The organism is Streptomyces sp. NPDC046876 (assembly GCF_040645035.1).
In the GTDB taxonomy this organism is placed as follows: domain Bacteria; phylum Actinomycetota; class Actinomycetes; order Streptomycetales; family Streptomycetaceae; genus Streptomyces.
Genome location: NZ_JBEYXK010000003.1, coordinates 1 through 16,948, shown reverse-complemented (window position 1 = coordinate 16,948; position 16,948 = coordinate 1). Strand labels below are relative to the sequence as shown.

Sequence of the window (16,948 nt, the reverse complement as noted above, 5' to 3'; positions counted from 1 at the left end):
CCCTTGGTACGGGGCGGACCGGGGGCGCTCGCCCCCGTCCGCTCTCGTCGTTGTCGTCGCCGTGCGGCTCAGCGCAGCAGCGCGAGCAGTGCCTGCATCTCGTCCACGCTCATCCCGCTGATCCGCGACCTGAGGTGCTGGTCCACCTCTTCGGCGAAGTCCCGCAGGCCGGGCGCGGCGAACACCGTCCGCAGCGGCAGCTCCAGTCCCAAGCGGGTCCGGAGCCGGCCGGTCACCTTGGCAGCGATCAGCGAGTGGCCGCCCAGCTCGAAGAAGTTGTCGTCCGGGCCCACCGCATCGAGTTCCAGCACCTCGCACCAGATCTCGGCGACGGCCCGCTGCACGGGACCCTCCAGCGGTGCCCGCCCGCCCGCGCCGCCTCCGGCCGCCTGCACCGGGTCGGGCAGCCGGTGCCGGTCGATCTTGCCGTTGGCGTTGAGCGGCAGCCGGTCCATCACCAGCAGGAACGGCGGCCGCATGTGCTCGGGCAGCCAGGCCGCCAGGTGTCGGCGCAGCGCATCCTGCTCGGGCGCCGCGGCCGGGTCGAGCGGCGTGACGTAGCCCGCCAGCCGGTACCCGGCCGCCGTGCGCGAGGCCACGACCACGGCGTCCCGGACCAGCTCGTGGTCGCGCAGCACCGACTCGATCTCGCCCAGCTCCACCCGCATGCCGCGGATCTTGATCTGGTGGTCGTTCCGGCCGACGAACTTGATCGAGCCGTCCGCCCGCAGGTACCCCTGGTCACCCGTGCGGTAGAGCCGTTCCCCCGGGCCGAAGGGGCTCGCGACGAACGCCTGCGCGGTCTTCACCGGGTCGTTCATGTAGCCACGGGCCAGGCCGCGGCCGCCGATGTAGAGGTCTCCGGTCACGCCCACGGGCAGGGGGTTGAACGCGGCGTCCAGCACGTGCACCGTGTTGTTGTCGAACGGCGCGCCGACGCTCACCGCCCCGGTGTCCTCGGCGTCCGCCGCCCCGCAGGTACGGATGGTGGAGTCGATGGACACCTCCGTCGCCCCCCACGTGTTGTGCAGCGCGCCGGGCATCGTCTCGGCGAACCGGCGCACCGCCGCAGGGGTGAGGGCCTCACCGCTGGACACGGTGTTGCGCAGCGCACCCAGCTCGATCCGGTCCTGCGGGGTGACGGCCTCCATCAGCAGGTTCAGCATGCTCGGCACGGTCTGCAGCAGCACCGTCCGGTAGCGCTTCGCCGCCTCCAGCACCGCCTGCGGGTCCCGGTGCAGACCGGGCTCGATCAGGGCGATCCGGCCCCCGTACATCAGCGGCCAGAACAGCTCCAGCGCCGAGTCGTCGAAGGTCAGCGTCGTCTTGTGCAGCACCGTCTCGCCGGGCCGCAGGGCGTGCTGCTTCTGCATCCACACCATCCGGTTGACCCAGCCCTCGTGGGTGCTGGCGACGCCCTTCGGGGCACCCGTCGAGCCGGAGGTGTAGTAGACGGACACCAGGTTTCGCGGGTGCACGGCCACCTCGGGCCGGCCGCCGGGAAGCCCCGCGATCTCCGCCCAGTCGGCATCGACCCGGACGAGGTGCGCCACCTCGGGCGCCGCCTCGGCCTGGTGGCCGAGCGTGAGGCAGACCTCGGCGCGCGCGTCGGCCGAGATCTGCGTCAGCCGGTTGCGGGGGGCCTCCGGGTCGAGCGGCAGGTATCCGGCGCCCGCCTTGAGGATCGCCAGCAGGCCCACCACCAGCTCGGGGGAGCGGTCCATGCACAGGCCCACGACGTCGTCCGGGCGGACGCCCAGCCCGACGAGGTGGCGGGCCAGCCGGTTGGCCCGCCCGTCGAGCTCGGCGTACGTCAGCCGCTCGTCCCCGAGGACCACGGCGTCGGCGTCGGGAGTGGCGTCGACCTGGTCCTCGACCAGCGCGTGCAGGCAGCGGTCGGCCGGGAACTGCGCGGCCGTGGCGTTCCAGGCGTCCAGCTGCGCCAGCTCGGCCGGCGTGCACAGCCGGAACGAGGCGAGGCCGCCGTCCGGGGCGTCCAGGACCTGGCCGAGCAAGCCGAGGAAGTGCTCCACGAGCCGCTCGGCGGTCGCCCGGTCGTACAGGTCGGTGCTGAACTCCAGGTTGCAGTCGAAGGATCCGCCGGGCCGCCGCGTCACGAACAGCGTGGTGTCGAACCGCGAGGTGGCGCCGTCCACCGGGACCGCCTCGGTCCGCAGCCCGTCCAGGGGCAGGTCCTGCGCCTCGTCGTCCTGGTAGGCGAAGACGGTCTGCACGAGGGGGGAGTGGCTGCTGACGCCCTGGAGCCCCAGCCGCTGCACGATCTGCTCGAACGGCACGTCCTGGTGGTCCAGCACCTCCAGGCAGGTCCGGCCGACGGCACGGACGTACTCCCGGAAGGTGTCCCCGGCCCGGTGGCGGGCCCGGAACGGAACCGTGTTGACGAAGAAGCCGACGAGCCCGTCGAGGCCCGGGTGGTGGCGCCCCGCGACCGGGGTGCCGATCACCAGGTCCTGCTGACCGGTGTACTTGTGCAGGGTCAGCAGGAACGCGGAGAGCATCGTCACGTAGACGCTCACCCCGTGCTCCCGGCTCGCCTCCAGCACACGGCCGCCCAGCTCGGGGGAGACCGCGAACCGCACGTGGCCGCCGTCGTAGGACTGCACGGCCGGCCGCGGCCGGTCCGTCGGGAACGCCGTCAGCTCCGGGGCGCCGGCGAGTTCCCGTTCCCAGAACGCCAGCTGGCGCTCGCCGGTCCCGCCGTCGAGCCAGTCGCGCTGCCAGGCGGCGAAGTCCGCGTACTGCACGGCCAGGGGCTCGCCCGCCGCCGGCCGGCCCGCGCGGGCCGCCGCGTACCCGGCACCCAGGTCCGCCAGGATCACGCCGGTGGACCAGCCGTCGGTGACGATGTGGTGGAAGGTGAGCAGCAGGTACGCGTCCTGATCCCCGGTGCGGAGCAGCGCGGCGCGCAAGAGCGGGCCGGCGGCGAGGTCGAAGGGGGCGGCCACGTCGGCGAGGATCCGCTCGCGGGCCGCGTCCTGCGCGCCGTCCCCGGCGGCCCGCAGGTCGGCGACGGCCAGTTCCACGGCCGCCGACTCCGTGACCCGCTGCACCGGCCGGTCGTCCTCCAGCACCATCGAGCTGCGCAGCACGTCGTGGCGGGACGCCAGGTGGTGCAGCGCCGCCCGCAGCGCCTCCACGTCGAGGTCCCCCCGGATCCGGTACAGCATCGGCTCGTTGTAAGCGGGGGACTGCGGGTCGAGCTGGTGCAGCAGCCACAGGCGCTCCTGGGCGTGCGACAGCGGCCGCGCGGCACCCCGTACGGCCTCGGCGGTCGCGACGTTCGCGGCGACGGCGCCGGCGGACTCCGCCTCGCCGAGCAGCCGGACGCTGCCGTGCAGGACGGCCGCGAGCCGGGCGGGGCTGCGCTGCTCGAACAGCCAGGACAGCGGAACCTCACCGGCCACGCCCGCACGGATCCGCATCACGGCCCGGGCCGCGAGGATGGAGTCCCCGCCGTGGTCGAAGAAGTCGGCCTCGGGCGCGAACTCCGCCAGACCGAGGGTGTCCGCGAACACCCGCGACAGCCAGGCCGCGGTGTTCTCCGGGACTTCCTGTGATTCCTGTGGATCCTGCGAAAGCTGGAGGGCAGCGTGAGAAGACAAGGGTGTTCCCCCGACGAAATAGGCACACAGCGCAAACGCGCGAAAAAGGACGGTCGAGGGGCAGGCGGACAGGGCCTCCCCCCGCTTCCGGGTTCCCCGCAGGGCTCCCGGGCAAGGGTGGTCGCCGCTCGGCGGCCCGTCGGGCGGCCGAGCGGTTGGCGGTGCGGGCGCTGCCCGCTGCACGGCTGACCGTGCGGAGTGGGTGGACCGGCGCGGGGCTCCGGCGACCCGCCGGGCCGGACCCGACGGGGCCGGGCGGGCGGGTCACCGAAGCGGGATCACCGAAGCCGGATCACGGAAGGCCGGGTTCGGCGGGGCCGGATCAGCGGCCCGCCGAACCCCCCATGGCCTCGACGAGGCTGGTGGGCCGCATGTCGGTCCAGTTCTGCTCGATGTAGGCCAGGCACTCCTCGCGCCGGCCCTCCCCGAAGACCGCGGTCCAGCCTTCGGGCACGGTGATGAACGAGGGCCACAGCGAGTGCTGGTTCTCGGAGTTGACCAGCACGAGGTAGGTGCCGTCGGGGTCCTCGAAGGGGTTGCTCATGGTTGCTCCTGATCTCTTCCTGGGGCCCGACCGGCAGGCGCCGCCTCAGGCGTCGCGCCCGGGCGCTCCCCAGCCGGTGTCGATGCGTGCTGCCGGGTTCTCGGCGTGCGGGGCTCCCCAGCCGGTGTCGTTGCGTGCTGCCGGGTTCTTGGGATGCGGGGCACCCCACCCCGTGTCGGAGACGCCGTCGGCCGCCTGCACGGCGGTCGGCTGCGCGAGGCCGGCGGCCGTCGCGCCGGCCGCGCCCACGAGGACGGCGGCGGCGGCGAGCGCGCAGGTGTTCCGGACAACAGCGGTGAAGTGCCTCATTGCGTTCCCTAACAGCAGTTCGTGGGGGACACCTCAGCCGGAATCCCCCTGCGCCCCCGTGGCACGCCCTTCACTCTTCCAAACGATCTCGGCCAAATCTTTGCCAGTGGTGGATCATCAACGTGCATGTCCGCATGATGAGCACTGGATGTACCCACGTGAAACAGCACCAAACGGACGCAACCGACGCCGGGCACCCCTCCGACGTCATGCGTGCCGCCTACCGCCACGCACTGCGCCGGCCCTCCGTCACCTCGGAGGACCTCGCGGCCGGCCTGGGCATTCCGCCGGCCGAAGCCGAGCGAGCCTGCACGGAACTGACCGCCATGGGCCTGCTGCGCGAGGACCCCGGGCAGCCTTCCGCGTTCGTCGCCGTGGAACCCGAATCCGCCGCCGAGCGCGTGATCGCCCCGATGGAACGCGCCATCCGCGCCCAGCGCGCAGCCGTCGAGACCCTGCGCGGGCAGCTGCTGGAGTACAGCCGCATCTACGAGGAACGGCCCGCCCCGGGCGGCGGGCGCGAAGGCGTGGAGTTCATCGCCGCGCTGAGCAGCGCCAGGGCGGCCATCGCCGAGCTCGCCGCCCAGTGCGAGACGGAGGTGGTCACCTCCCAGCCGGGCGGCGGGCGCAGGGCGGAGGTCCTCCAGGAGGCCATCGCCCGGGACGAGGCGATGCTGGACCGGGGGGTCGCCATGCGGACCCTCTACCAGCACACGGCTCGTTTCAGCCAGGGCACGCGCGAATACGTGGAGCGGGTCTCCCAGCGGGGGGCCGAGGTGCGGACCTTGGACGACCGGTTCGTCCGGTTGCTGGTGTTCGACCGCAAAGTGGCCGTCATCGGGGTCGAGGGCGACCCGGGCGCCGCGATCATCGTGCGCGAACCGAACCTGGTCCACTTCATGCTGAGCACCTTCGAACTGTGGTGGGTCAGCGCGACGCCGTTCCCGCTGGAGTGGAACAACCGGGATGTCGCGGACATCTCCGAGCAGCTGAAGCAGCGGATCACCCTGCTGCTGAGCGAGGGCCTGACCGACCAGTCCATCGCCACCCGCATGGGCATGTCCGTGCGCACCTGCCGCCGCCACATCGCCGAGATCATGGACCGCCTCGGCGTGAAGAGCCGCTTCCAGGCGGGCTACCTCCTCGGCACCCAACGCGCCGCCACCCGCCCGGACACCCCGCCCACCGGGGAATAGCACCCGGGCGAAAAGGACGGTGCCGCCCACGAGGACGGCACACACTGGATCGGCGGACGATCGTCAACGGGTCCGAGCAGGGCCCGTCCGCGCCCCCGCCCACACCCACGGGCGACTTCGCAAACGAGGAGGTCGCGGCCGCCCTGAGGCCGATCCACAGGCCCGACTAGGATTCGGCCATGACTCACTCGGGGGACAAAACGCCTACCTTCACCACCCGCGGCCAACTGACCGCACTGGCCCTCCTGCTGGCCGCCATCGCCGTACTGGCGAAGTGGCACGACGGCCCGGTCTTCTGGTGCGGCGCCCTCCTCGGCCTCGCCGGCGTCGGCGGCTACTTCACCCGCTTCGACAGCCCCCGCGGCGCAGCCCAATGGCTCCTCGCCGCCGTCGGCTTCTGCATGGTCGCCATGTTCACCATCCAGCTCCTGATCGGCGTCTTCTCCTGACCGCAAACGGCCTGCAGTCCGTGCCCCGGCGTGTTGTCCGCAGCTCCCTGCATGACCAGGTGAGAAGCGAGGCCGCGTCCCCGAAGGCGGAGGCCACGAGGTACCTCGAGTCCGGCCATGTGCCGGGCGGCGCGGGTCTGGCGGCCCCTCCCAGCGGTAGCTGGGGGAACAAGATCCGAAAGAGACGACCCCCGCGAGACCGCCGTCCAAGCCCCGCTCGAGGAACCGCCGCCGCCAGGTGCGGACCGTGTCCTTCGGCGCACTCCAGATCCGCGACCGCTGGGCCAGAGCCTGGGCCGTCGTCCGGCGACGCACCCAGCCCTCCAACACCGGCCGCTGGGCATCGGTCACCGACAACGGCGGATCTTCGGACCCGGACGACTCATGCCCGACCAACGGTGAACCTCTGACTCAGGTCACTGGGTGTACAGCCGGCTCCGGTCCGGCGCGGCGGGCCCTTCTTCCGTTTCGGCGGACTCCCTCGCCGGGTCGGGCCGGTAGGGGGTGTCGAGCAGTTCGAGGAGCTGCGGGTGGACAAGTGCTCCCGGGAGGCGGGGGTGGTCGGTGAGGATGCCTGCCGCGCGCAGGCGGTCCAGCGCCGGCTGCGGCTCGTGCGCGATGCGGTCGCGCAGCCAGGCGGCCGAGACCGCCGGTGCGGCGCGGAGCTGGCCGAGGACGGCCACGGCGGCGGGATCGTCGGCGACCTGAGCGAGGGCGGCGCCGAGCAGTCGGCCGTGGACGGTGAGGGTGCCGGTCCGGTGCCGGGCGGTGTCGGTCACCGCGCGGGCGAACAGCGCTCCCCAGTGCATGAGGTCGCCGTCGGCCGCGGCGACCAAGGCCGTGTCGTGCTCGGCCCGGTGCTCTTCGATCCAGGCGTCCAGGTCGAGCAGCAGGCCGGGCAGCAGACCGGCCCCGACGAGGTCGCACTGGCCGAGCAGGCGGGCGATGCGGCCGTTGGCGTCCGGGAACGGATGGATCGTCAGCAGTGCCACCATGGACAGCGCGGCGGCGTCCAGCGGGGGCGCGGTGGTGCGGGTGCCCCAGTGGTGCCAGTACTCGATCCGCTCCCGCAGCTGCGCACCGGCCCCGGTCGCGATCGAGAAGGTCTGCCCGTCGGGCCAGGTGACGGTGGAGGACGAGCGGCGGAACCCGCCCGGGGCGGTGATGTTGGGGTCCCCCGCGATCAGCAGCCGGTGCAGCTCGGCGAGCGCGTCCGGGGTGAAGCACGGGCGTCGGCCGGGGTGTTCGAGCACCTCGGCCCGGACGGAGTGGACGGCCAGCAGACCGGCCGAGCTGCGGTTCTCGGCAGCGGCGGCCAGCTGCTCGGCCAGCTGCGCCGGCTCGATTCCGGCGATGCGGTGCAGGTGGAGCTTGGGCCGCCACCGGGGGCGGTGGAAGAGGTCGGGGTCGTCCAGGTGCCCGCGGGTGGCGTTGGCCAGTTCGGCGAGCGCGTCGAGTGCCCGGCGGCGGGCGTCGGACGGGACGGCTGCGGTGTCCAGCGGCGGTGCGACGGGGCGCACCCGTCGCACCGCCGCCGTGGTGGCACGGTCGAGCATCAGCAGGAGTGGAAGTTCAGGGTGCCGGTCGGCATGGTGACGTTCACGAACTCGGTGGAGGTCCAGCCCCAGGACGTCGTCTGGATCGCGTAGACCATGGTCTGGTACTCCACGTCAGCCGTCCAGCTCTGCCCCGCGGCCAGCGTGACCTCCGTGCCGAGCTGCCTGGTCACCGTGGCGTTGAGCTTGGTGTCGAGGGTGGCGCCGAGCACCTCGTACGCCTTGGCCGAGATGTTGGCGCTGACCTCGTAGGTCACCGCGTACGTGGTGTTCTGGCTCAGCTTCGTCGTCCCGGCGTTGGTGTTCTTGAGGCAGGGCAGCGGCTCGGTCCACCTCTTGCCCGCGCTCCAGGGAACGGCCTTGTCCCTGCCGGGGGCCCCGCCGTAGATCCCTCCCGAGTGCCCGCTGTAGGTCGTCGTGTCCGGGATGGCGGGCACGCCGGGAAGAAGATCGCGTCTGCCGACGATGGTGACCGACGGGGAGCCGCCCACGAAGTCGCCGATGTTTCCGCCGAGGTCGGCGCCACCGCCGCTCCATTCGCCACCGCCGCCCATATCGCCGCCGCCCATATCGCCGCCGCCGGTGTCGCCGCCGCCGGTGTCGCCGCCGCCCGTGTCACCGCCGCCCGCGTCGCCGCCGCCGGTGTCGCCGCCGCCCGAGTCGTCGCCACCACCACCGGTGTCGCCCGGGCCTTCCCCGCATTCCGTCAGCTGGTCGCAGGCGGAGGCGGCGGCCTCGTGCGGGGCGATTAGTGCGGGTACGGCGGTGAGCACGGTGGCGCCGAGTGCGGTGGCGACCACGAATTTCCTGAGGTTCATTGTCTTCATTCCGATGGGAGGGATGTCCGATGAGGGCCGAGGTCACAGGTGGCTCCTCGGCAGCGCGGCGCAACAGTGGCAGGGCTGCCAGGTGTTGGCCAGGATGAACTTCCGCCACCGCCCCGACGTGTCCGGTCACCTCGCGCAACGGGCGGCACAGGCTGTGCGGAGACTCTCCGGAGGCGTCCGCCCCGAGCCGGTGGCCACTCATGGGGTGGGGAACTGACAGAGCTTCTATGGACGGGTGGTGAAGGCAGAGGCGGATCGGTCGACGAACGCCGGGCCGCAGAACGGCTTGACCGACACCGTCGAGCGCCTGAGGAACACGCGTCTGTCATGCACAGCTCGCCCGCGAGCAGCTTGCCCGTCGCCGTCAGGTGCACCGGCAGGACGATGTTCTCGGGCTGCACAGCGGCTCCTGGAACGGGGCGAAGGGGAGAGTGCCACGCGTCTTCGTGGGCGTCTCCACTCTCCGGTGCCGGCAGCTGCGGCAGCAATGCACAGATTGGCACCTAATCATTGCTGCAGACGCAAAATGCGGTTCAGAAGACGGGTGTCAATGGCTCTCAACCTGCTGCGCGTCTCGGGCGTCCTGCTCCAGGAGAATCACGCTTCCGCTGCCGCCCCTGGCGCTGCCGGCTCCGTCGCCGGACCACGCCGCCGACACCGCGAGGGAGCGCACCACGCAGTACCTGCTGGCGACGCGGCCGGAGCAGCTGTGTGCGCAGGGAACTCCCCGTCGTCCGGTTCAGCGGCTGTCAGACCCGCGCGTAACGATCCCGTGATGACGACGATGCCGATGACCGAAACGCTGCGGGCCCACCGGTTCGCGCTCGATCTCCCGCTCAGGTCGAGATCCTTCAAGGCGGTACGCCACCGCGGCCCGCTGCGGCTTCAACTTCGCCCTCGGCTACATGGTGGCGGTCCACGAAATGTGGGCCCGCGGCCGGGACGCGCTGGTCGCGGCGGGCGTGGAGAAGGCAGCGGTCAACAAGGCGGCGCCGAAGGTGAAGGTTCCCAACGCGTTCCGGGCGCAGGCGTTCTTCCGGGAGAACAAGGGGCGGCCGTTCACCGGCCCCTTACCCGAGGGTGTCGAGCGGCCCGAGCCGTACCCGTGGTGGGAGAGCCTCTTGCGTACTACACGGCGATGGACGACGCGGCCACGGCGTGGCGGAACTGGATGGGGTGGGCTACCCCCGTTTCAAGCGGCGCGGGCGCGCCCGTGACGCTCACCCCGGCCGCAGGGCCCACCACCCTCATCCCCAACCCACGCCACCTCGCCTCCACCGAGCGCAAGCTCGCCCGCGCCCAGCGCGTCATGTCCCGCCGCTTCGTCCGCGGAGCCGCCCAGCAGTCCAAGGGCTACGCCCAGGCACGCGCCCGCGTCGCCAAACTCCACGCCCAGCTGGCCGCCCGCCGCACCAGCACCCTGCACCTGATCTCCAAGCGGCTGGTCCAGCAGTACGCCGAGATCGCGCTCGAGACCCTGAACACGAAGGGCATGACCTCCTCCGCGAAGGGCACCTTGCACAGCCCCGGCCGCAACGTCCGGCAGAAGGCCGGCCTGAACCGGGCGATCCCGGACGCCGGCTTCGGCGAGCTCAACCGCCAGATCACCTCCGAGGCCGCCTGGCACGGCGCCTCCCTCGCCCGGGTCCCCGCCTTCCCACGCCCAGCAGCACCGCACACGCTGCGTGGGCCCACAACGCCACCGTGAACGACTTGGTGCTCACGTCGAGGTGAGGCGCGTTGCCTGCCTGCACCAGGCGCGCGAAGGCGGCCGCGTACTGCGGATCGTCCTCGTCCAAGCTCTCGAGACCTTGGAGAGCGGCAGTGATCTCGGCCTGCAACTGACCTCCTGGGCTATCTCCTCGTGAAGCTCGGCCACACGTCCCCCTGCTCGGCGACCACGGGGCACCTCCCGCGTGTCCGCTGCGAAACCGGTCGACAGTACCGGCCGTCTCACTCCCCGCCCCTGTGACCTCTCCGGGAGTGGCCGGATCAAAGCGCTCGACGACCGGCCACCGGCTTCGACGCAGCGACGGCCATGAACGGCTCGGCCTCGGCGCGGCGATCGGCAGGATGATGACAGAGCGCGGCTTGGCCGCCCCAGCGCATCCGGCGGGTTCTGCCTCGGAGTGGTAGTCCTCCTACGTGTGAATGCGCCGCTTCGGACGGCCGCGGCTGCTGCCGTCCGGCCAACGGCCCTCCCCGTTCCAGTAAGGCTCCCATCCGATCTGACCGGTCGGACGTCTGGTCGAGACCGTGGGCCACTGAGCGGCGTCTGCTGCTTCACCGCCTTCGGGGGGCTGGGGCGCCTGACGGCTGTTTACGGACACCTCTGACAGAAATCCTGGCTGAGGCGCGGGGGCCGCCGCATATGATCCAAACCAGGGGAACAGGGGAGGACGAGCATGTCAGGAGACGCAAACAACACGGGAACAAGCCTGAACAGCGTGGATGGTTTACCGGGGCCGCTGGCTTCGGGAGGCGGAAGCGTATTCGGCTCGACGCCGGCGGAGAAGAAGGCTGCGGCGAACACCATCGAGACCGAGCTGGAGCCCAACACCAAGAAGGCCACGGACGTTGCAAAAGAGAACACCAGCGCGGCGGCAAGGTCCCTTGATGGCTGGGAAACGGCTTCCGGCCTGAAGAAGGTAACGGAGACCTGGGACCAGCAGGCGAAGATGCTAATGGGCCGCCTGAGCGCCGAAAAGGCCTCCTTACGTGGCACCTCCGGCTTGTTCGTACAGAACGACGTACGCACGGGTGACGAACTCCGCGCGCTGGCGCCGAAATCCAAGCTCGAGGGACTGTAGGGGGCCGGGCTCGTGCTGACCTACCAGGAAGTCATGACGACCGATCTCGGCGTCCTGACGACAGCTGCCGAAAAGTGGCAATCCATGGCCGCTGATCTGTCGAAGGTAGAGGAGCGTTACGGGGAGACGGTCCAGAAGATTACCCTGGGCCAGAACTGGCTCGGGTTCAGTGTGGAAGCGGCGCAGATGAAGTTCGCGACGACTCGGCGTGAGTACAAGTCCGCGCAGACCGAGGCGAAGGCGGTTGCCAAGCTCCTGACGGACGCGCACACCGGTTTCGCGGACCTGAAGAAGAAGGTCGAATCGGCGCGGGAGGACGCGGTGGCCGCGGGCATGGCGGTCTCGGCAGCGGGACGCGCGACCTTCGACTTCACGCGGGTTCAGGACCCGGCGCAGGCACGGACCCTGCGGCGCGACCCGGACCTGAAGAGCGTGGAGGAGTCCTGGACCGCGCACATCGCCGCGGCGGTGAGGGCCATGGACGAGTTCGACAAGGCCGTCAAGCAGGCACTCGAAGCCGTGGTCGTGGACGGGAACGTCCTCGACGGCACCATCGGGGGGTTCAACGCCTCGGCCAGTCCCGTCATCCCGCCGACGGGGTCGGCGCGGAGTGAGCAGAAATTCACCGACGCCGAAAAGTGGATCTTCGAGGAGATGAAGCGGAACGCAAAATCGGACACCGTCGGGAACATACGGTCCCTGCTGGACAAACCCGAGTGGTACGAATTCGGGCGTAACTACGGTTCCGACATCAACACGGCGCTGACGATGTGGGGCGTGAAGGTGGCTCCGGGGCAGGACTGGGACCACAAGCCGCAGCTGCAGGAGCGATACGACCTGCAAACGCTTGACGACTACTTCTTCAAGCAGCCTGGAACGAACCGCGAAGTCTTCTACGACATCTATTCCAACGTCCACTACGGATACGTCGGCCGAGCAGCCGGCTTCGACGCGGATACCCTGATCAAAGGCGCCTCCCTTGGAGAAACGGTGCTCACCGGGGACGACGACCAAGGGGATCAGATAACGATGCGCGTCGGCATGGACCTCTACGACAAGTACGGCGACAACCTGACCGAGGAACAGCTCCGGCAAGGAATCAACGACGCGATAGACCAGATGGAGCAAGCACAGCGCAATGGCGAGAACGTCCCGCAGGTCAGGACCCGGAAGTGACGCGGGGGCAGTGGGGCTGTGCGGTCGCCCCCGTGGCCGGTCTGGCCACCGGTGTGCTCGGGTCGGTGCTGCTGGCAGCCGCGTGGCGGGCGTGCGATGTAGGGGTGAACGGCGCGGCCAACGGCCTCGCGCTGACCTTCTACGGAGCACTGCTCGCGATCGCGGCAGCGGTGTGGTGGGGGATGCTCATCGGGTACGTAGGACGCTGGAACCTCACGGTCGCCCTCCTGGGTGGCACGGCCGGCGCCGCGGTCATGGTATGGATCTTCGTGGCTCTCCTCCAGGTCCCCAACGGCTACCGCTGCTGACGAGGTCGCCCCGACGCGGTGATGCGCCGAGCGCGGCCGCAACCACGGCTTCTTCGGACTCGGAGCTTCGAGGTTGCCCACGGTCTCAACTCGGCCACTTGCCGTGGCTCGCAGCTTCGATGCCATCGGCGCCTTCTCGCAGGCCGACCGAACAGCCGCCCTCGGCGACGCGCAGCCTGCCGCTGAGTACCTGACACGGCGGCCCATGCACCGCCTTGTCCGCCTGCCCGGCGAGCACTTCGGGGCGGACCGGGTTGCCGGTGACCACCGCCCGGTCACGGACCTCGGCCGGCAGCAGCGCAAGCGGCGAATCCGATGACACCGCGATCCGCGTGGCCGAGCTCGCGAGCTTCCGGTTGGCCAGTCCCAGCCGGACCGTCTGCTCGTGCAGCACCAGTGGCCGACGGCACAGCTGTGCGGCCAGACCGGCCCGCTGCCGGGACTTTGACGCGTCGGGCGGCCAGGTACCCGGCGAGGTCGTGCACAACAACGCCCAGGTCCACATGGGCAGGCCGCCGCCATCGCCACCGACGTTTTTCAGCCCCGCCTCTAGGCATTGTCTGATGGCTCTTTGATGAGGTCGCGGAGCCAGATCACGATGGCGGCCGTGGCTAGGGTGCCGTTGAAGATGTAGTCGCGTTTGTCGTACCGGGTCGCGACGGCCCGGTGCTGCTTCAGCTTGCCGATGCAGCGTTCGATGGTGTTGCGCCGGCGGTACTGCTCATGGTCGAAGGCCGGTGGGCGTCCGCCGGATCGGCCGCGCCTGCGGCGCTTCGCGCGCTGGTCGTCCGGTTGGGCGATCGTTGCCTTGATGCCACGTTTGCGCAGGTAGACGCGGTTGGCGCGGCTGGAGTACGCCTTGTCGTCGCGGGCCCGGTCCGGCCGGGTGCGCGGGCGCCCGGGCCCGGTGCGGGCCACGTTCAGGGCCTTTATGAGCGGGATGTACATCGGGCTGTCCCCGCGCTGGCCGGGCGAGGTCAGCCAGGCCAGGGGACGGCAGCGGTCGTCCGCCAGCAGGTGGACCTTGCTGGTCAGTCCGCCCCGGGAGCGTCCCAGGGCCTCGCGGCCCTCTGCGTCCACGCGCGCACCACCCCCTTTTCGGGGTGGTCGGCCGGGGGTGCGTGCCGGGCTCCGGCTGCGTGCTGGTGGGCCCGGCAGGTGGTCGCGTCGACGTTGACCGCCCACGAGCCGTCCGCGTCCTGCCCGGTGGAGTCAGCGCCGGCTTGTAACGCGCGCAGGATCTTCGACCAGGTGCCATCGGCCGACCAGCGGCGGTGGCGTTCGTAGACGGTCTGCCAGGATCCGTAGCGTTCGGTCAGGTCACGCCAGGGAATGCCGGTCCGGGTCCGGTAAAGCACACCGTTGACCACGGCCCGGTGGTCGGCCCACCATCCGGGCAAGAGCCATCAGACACTGCCTAGACCTCTCCCTCCCGGTCCACCAGTACCCCGCCTCCTCACCGCCGCCCAACGCCTGCCCGACCGCCCCCCACCCTCCTCTCGGACCGCCTCCTCGATGACCGCCCCGACCCAACCACCGCCACCCGCCGCTGGCCGGAGTTCCTCGTGGCTTGGACCGTGTCCCGGTGAGGCGAAAACCGACGCCCGCGACGCGTTCATCATCGCGGATGCCGCCAGAGAGATGCCCCACACCCTGCGGACGATCGATCCCGCGGACGAGACCGTGGCCGAGCTCGCGATGATCGCCGGGTTCGACGACGACCTCGCGGGCGAGTCCACCCGGATCGCCAACCGGCTCCGCGGTCTTCTCACTCAGATCCACCCATCCCTCGAACGGGTCCTGGGTCCGCGGATCCAGCACCCGGCCGTTCGGATCCCCGGCCCAGATCCGCAAAGCCGGATGCCGCCGCCTGGTGACCTTGATACGGCCCAAAGCGCCGCGGATGGCCGACCGGCTGGTCGACGACATCTTCACCGCACTCGACGAACAGACCGTCGTCGTCCCGGGAACGGACGCCGCCGCGCTGATCGTCCCCAGCCTCGCCAGCTCGCTCCAATCCGTTCTTGACCAGCGAAAACTCCTCGCCGCCCGGAGCGAGGAACTCTTGGAGGCCCACCCTCTTTCCCAGGTCCTGATCTCGATGCCCGGCATCGGGATCAGGACCGCGGCCCGCATCCTCATCGACGTCGGCGACGGCAGCGGCTTCGCCACCGCCGGCCACCTCGCCGCCTACGTCGGCCTCGCACCCGTGACCAGGAACTCCGGGTCCTCCATCCGCGGCGAACACCCTTCCCGCCGAGGCAACAAACAGCTCAAGAGGGCCTTCTACCTCACCGCGTTCGCCTCGCTGTCCCAGCCCGAGTCAGGCGCGTACTACGACCGCAAACGCCGCGAGGGGAAGCACCACATCGCCGCCCCCATCGCACTTGCCCGACGCCGCATCGACGTCCTCTTCGCCATGCTCCGCGACGGCACCTTCTACCAACCACCCACACCCGCTACGGCTTGACGAAAGCCATAGAGGCACCTTTTTGGCCCGCACGTGCGCGGAGTCGAGGACTGCTCGGGAGAGATCGAGGAGCCCGGCGTCGTCGAGCCGGTACAGGATCTCTTCGTGCAGCCGGCCCCAGACTCCCGACCTCGACCAGATCAGGAACCGGCGGTGGGCCGTGGACTTCGATATCCCGAAGCAGGGTGGCAGGGCCCGCCAGGCACACCCGCTGACCAGCACGTAAACGATCGCGGCGGGCGATTAAATCTTCCATGGCACCCCTCACTGCCGCAGGCTCTGGCTCCGCGAATGATCCGCCGGACAGGCCCTGGTGACCTGAGTCGGAGATTCGTCGTAGTCGGGCATGAGTCGTCCGGGTCCGAAGATTCCGCCGTTGTCGGTCACTGATGCCCAGCGGGCTGTGCTGGAGGGCTGGTTACGGCGCCGGACGACGGCGCAGGCTCTGGCTCAGCGGTCGCGGATTGTGCTGGAGTGCGCCCGAGGAGAGCGAGAAGCCCATATCGAAGCAATTCAGCCAGGGCGAGATTACGCAGGCCATCCCGGACCGCGGTGAGGCACCTGCCGGCTACGACCCCGGAAGCCTCAGCAAGGATCGGCCTGGCACCGCGGACGACTGCACCCACACCGAAGGCGGCTCGCCGAAGGGCTGGGCCCGCGCTGGCGACGCCAACTTCTTCTACAACGGCTCCTCCCGCACACGCATGATGGACCTGGCTGTCTGCCAGTTCGACACGCCTGAGAGCGCGAAGGCCGCCTACATCGCTTGGGCCAAGCGCGACGGCCTCACACCGGTGCAGGCGAAGCCGACGACTGTGGGGGAGGAGAGCTCATTCCTCGTCCACAAGACAGGCAGCGTGTACGCCTACACCCGTTCGGGCACGGTCAACATCGAGGTCAAGGTCGCGGACGCCGGCGAGGATGCCACCGCGGCTCGCGACATGGCCGCCACAGTCCTGAAGCGTCTGCAGCAGATCCAGGCTGGCAAGCGCCCGACCGCCACCTCTGCCGAGATCGCCGTCGCGGCCCAGAAGCAGTAGCCCAGTGCACCGATCCGGCTACGACTCCTTCCGTGTCGGACCGGTGTCACCGTACCTCGATCGCCCCGGCGTTCATGAGCGCAATCCGCAGGCGCTCCCGCCCAGGCGCTTCCAGTCACCCGCCGCAGCGAACACCGAGGCGGCACAGCGCTGGATTCTCCAGCTGATGGAACCGGTCGGCCGGAGCTCGAGCATGGCTGCTGCGATAGCCACCGCTCGCCGCCCGCTTCGAGGGCAGTACGCGGACGGTGCAGCGCCACCGCCAGGCGCTCATGGACTCCGGCGTGCCGGTACGCACGACCCTGGGGCGGGGCGGTGGCTGGACCGTCGATCCCGCCACGACCTGCCCCCGGTGCGCTTCACCGCAGCCGGGGTGCCGGTATGAACTCTGTCACCGATCCTGCTGGCTTATTCGGCCCTGGCATCCCAGCTCGGACACCATGGGACAACTAGTTGTTGCGGGTCATGACGTTGGTGACGCGAGCTGTTGGCAGATCAGCTGGTGAGCAAGTTGTGCCGTCGCGAGCAGTTCCTCGCGAGCCGTATCGACGTTGGACCGCACTGACAATCCGTGCCAGACGGATTGGATGAGCCCGGTCAGGGCTGCCGCGTTGGTGCCCGCGGTGAGTTCCCGGTCCTG

Annotated in this window: 12 protein-coding genes and 4 pseudogenes; 8 read left to right on the top strand and 8 right to left on the bottom strand. The window is 70.5% G+C overall.

Annotation, left to right across the window (positions count from 1 at the left end; all coding sequences use genetic code 11):
* Nucleotides 1-68: 68 nt before the first annotated feature.
* From ABZ924_RS02785 to ABZ924_RS02775, 3 genes are all read right to left on the bottom strand, one after another.
* Nucleotides 69-3,623, bottom strand: a complete 3,555-nt coding sequence (locus tag ABZ924_RS02785; RefSeq protein WP_361903009.1) for an amino acid adenylation domain-containing protein — start codon at nucleotides 3,621-3,623, stop codon at nucleotides 69-71.
* 322 nt (nucleotides 3,624-3,945) lie between these two features.
* A complete protein-coding gene (locus ABZ924_RS02780; protein WP_361903006.1) occupies nucleotides 3,946-4,167 on the bottom strand; it encodes an MbtH family protein in 222 nt (73 codons plus the stop codon).
* A gap of 45 nt (nucleotides 4,168-4,212) precedes the next feature.
* Nucleotides 4,213-4,476: a hypothetical protein gene (locus ABZ924_RS02775; protein ID WP_361903003.1), complete on the bottom strand. Its 264-nt coding sequence runs from the start codon at nucleotides 4,474-4,476 to the stop codon at nucleotides 4,213-4,215.
* Nucleotides 4,477-4,634: 158 nt separating this feature from the next.
* On the opposite strand from ABZ924_RS02775, the gene ABZ924_RS02770 reads away from it, so the two are divergent.
* Nucleotides 4,635-5,672 (top strand): helix-turn-helix transcriptional regulator, encoded by a 1,038-nt coding sequence (locus tag ABZ924_RS02770; RefSeq protein WP_361903000.1) that lies wholly within the window; start codon nucleotides 4,635-4,637, stop codon nucleotides 5,670-5,672.
* Nucleotides 5,673-5,851: 179 nt separating this feature from the next.
* Nucleotides 5,852-6,121: a hypothetical protein gene (locus ABZ924_RS02765; RefSeq protein ID WP_361902997.1), complete on the top strand. Its 270-nt coding sequence runs from the start codon at nucleotides 5,852-5,854 to the stop codon at nucleotides 6,119-6,121.
* A 416-nt stretch (nucleotides 6,122-6,537) separates the two neighbouring features.
* Here the strand turns inward: ABZ924_RS02765 and ABZ924_RS02760 are convergent, their stop codons facing one another.
* Nucleotides 6,538-7,677, bottom strand: a complete 1,140-nt coding sequence (locus tag ABZ924_RS02760) for a Fic family protein (RefSeq protein ID WP_361902994.1) — start codon at nucleotides 7,675-7,677, stop codon at nucleotides 6,538-6,540.
* Nucleotides 7,677-8,495, bottom strand: coding sequence for a DUF6426 family protein (locus ABZ924_RS02755; RefSeq protein WP_361902991.1), 819 nt, complete (start codon nucleotides 8,493-8,495; stop codon nucleotides 7,677-7,679). Before ABZ924_RS02755 ends, ABZ924_RS02760 begins: the two co-directional genes overlap by 1 nt.
* Nucleotides 8,496-9,612: 1,117 nt before the next feature.
* Between ABZ924_RS02755 and ABZ924_RS02750 the strand changes: the two genes are divergently transcribed.
* From ABZ924_RS02750 to ABZ924_RS02735, 4 genes are all read left to right on the top strand, one after another.
* Nucleotides 9,613-10,212 (top strand): transposase, encoded by a 600-nt coding sequence (locus ABZ924_RS02750; RefSeq protein WP_361902988.1) that lies wholly within the window; start codon nucleotides 9,613-9,615, stop codon nucleotides 10,210-10,212.
* 697 nt (nucleotides 10,213-10,909) lie between these two features.
* Nucleotides 10,910-11,314, top strand: a complete 405-nt coding sequence (locus ABZ924_RS02745) for a hypothetical protein (RefSeq protein WP_361902986.1) — start codon at nucleotides 10,910-10,912, stop codon at nucleotides 11,312-11,314.
* Between the two features lie 12 nt (nucleotides 11,315-11,326).
* The gene (locus tag ABZ924_RS02740; RefSeq protein WP_361902983.1) at nucleotides 11,327-12,490 is read left to right on the top strand and encodes a polymorphic toxin type 44 domain-containing protein; all 1,164 of its coding nucleotides are present in this window, start codon (nucleotides 11,327-11,329) and stop codon (nucleotides 12,488-12,490) included.
* Complete coding sequence (locus ABZ924_RS02735) at nucleotides 12,487-12,798, top strand: hypothetical protein (protein WP_361902980.1); 312 nt, start codon at nucleotides 12,487-12,489, stop codon at nucleotides 12,796-12,798. The genes ABZ924_RS02740 and ABZ924_RS02735 overlap by 4 nt, the downstream gene beginning before the upstream one ends.
* 208 nt (nucleotides 12,799-13,006) lie before the next feature.
* Here ABZ924_RS02735 and ABZ924_RS02730 read toward each other — a convergent pair.
* Nucleotides 13,007-13,228 (bottom strand): annotated as a pseudogene (locus ABZ924_RS02730) (UDP-N-acetylglucosamine--N-acetylmuramyl-(pentapeptide) pyrophosphoryl-undecaprenol N-acetylglucosamine transferase); the annotation flags it as partial.
* A 119-nt stretch (nucleotides 13,229-13,347) separates the two neighbouring features.
* A pseudogene (locus tag ABZ924_RS02725) lies at nucleotides 13,348-14,180 on the bottom strand (IS5 family transposase); the annotation flags it as partial.
* 199 nt (nucleotides 14,181-14,379) lie between these two features.
* On the opposite strand from ABZ924_RS02725, the pseudogene ABZ924_RS02720 reads away from it, so the two are divergent.
* Nucleotides 14,380-15,268 (top strand): annotated as a pseudogene (locus tag ABZ924_RS02720) (IS110 family transposase); the annotation flags it as partial.
* 18 nt (nucleotides 15,269-15,286) lie between these two features.
* Here the strand turns inward: ABZ924_RS02720 and ABZ924_RS02715 are convergent.
* Nucleotides 15,287-15,505 (bottom strand): annotated as a pseudogene (locus ABZ924_RS02715) (transposase); the annotation flags it as partial.
* Between the two features lie 152 nt (nucleotides 15,506-15,657).
* Here ABZ924_RS02715 and ABZ924_RS02710 point away from each other — a divergent pair.
* Complete coding sequence (locus tag ABZ924_RS02710; RefSeq protein WP_361902977.1) at nucleotides 15,658-16,308, top strand: hypothetical protein; 651 nt, start codon at nucleotides 15,658-15,660, stop codon at nucleotides 16,306-16,308.
* Nucleotides 16,309-16,948 lie beyond the last annotated feature (640 nt).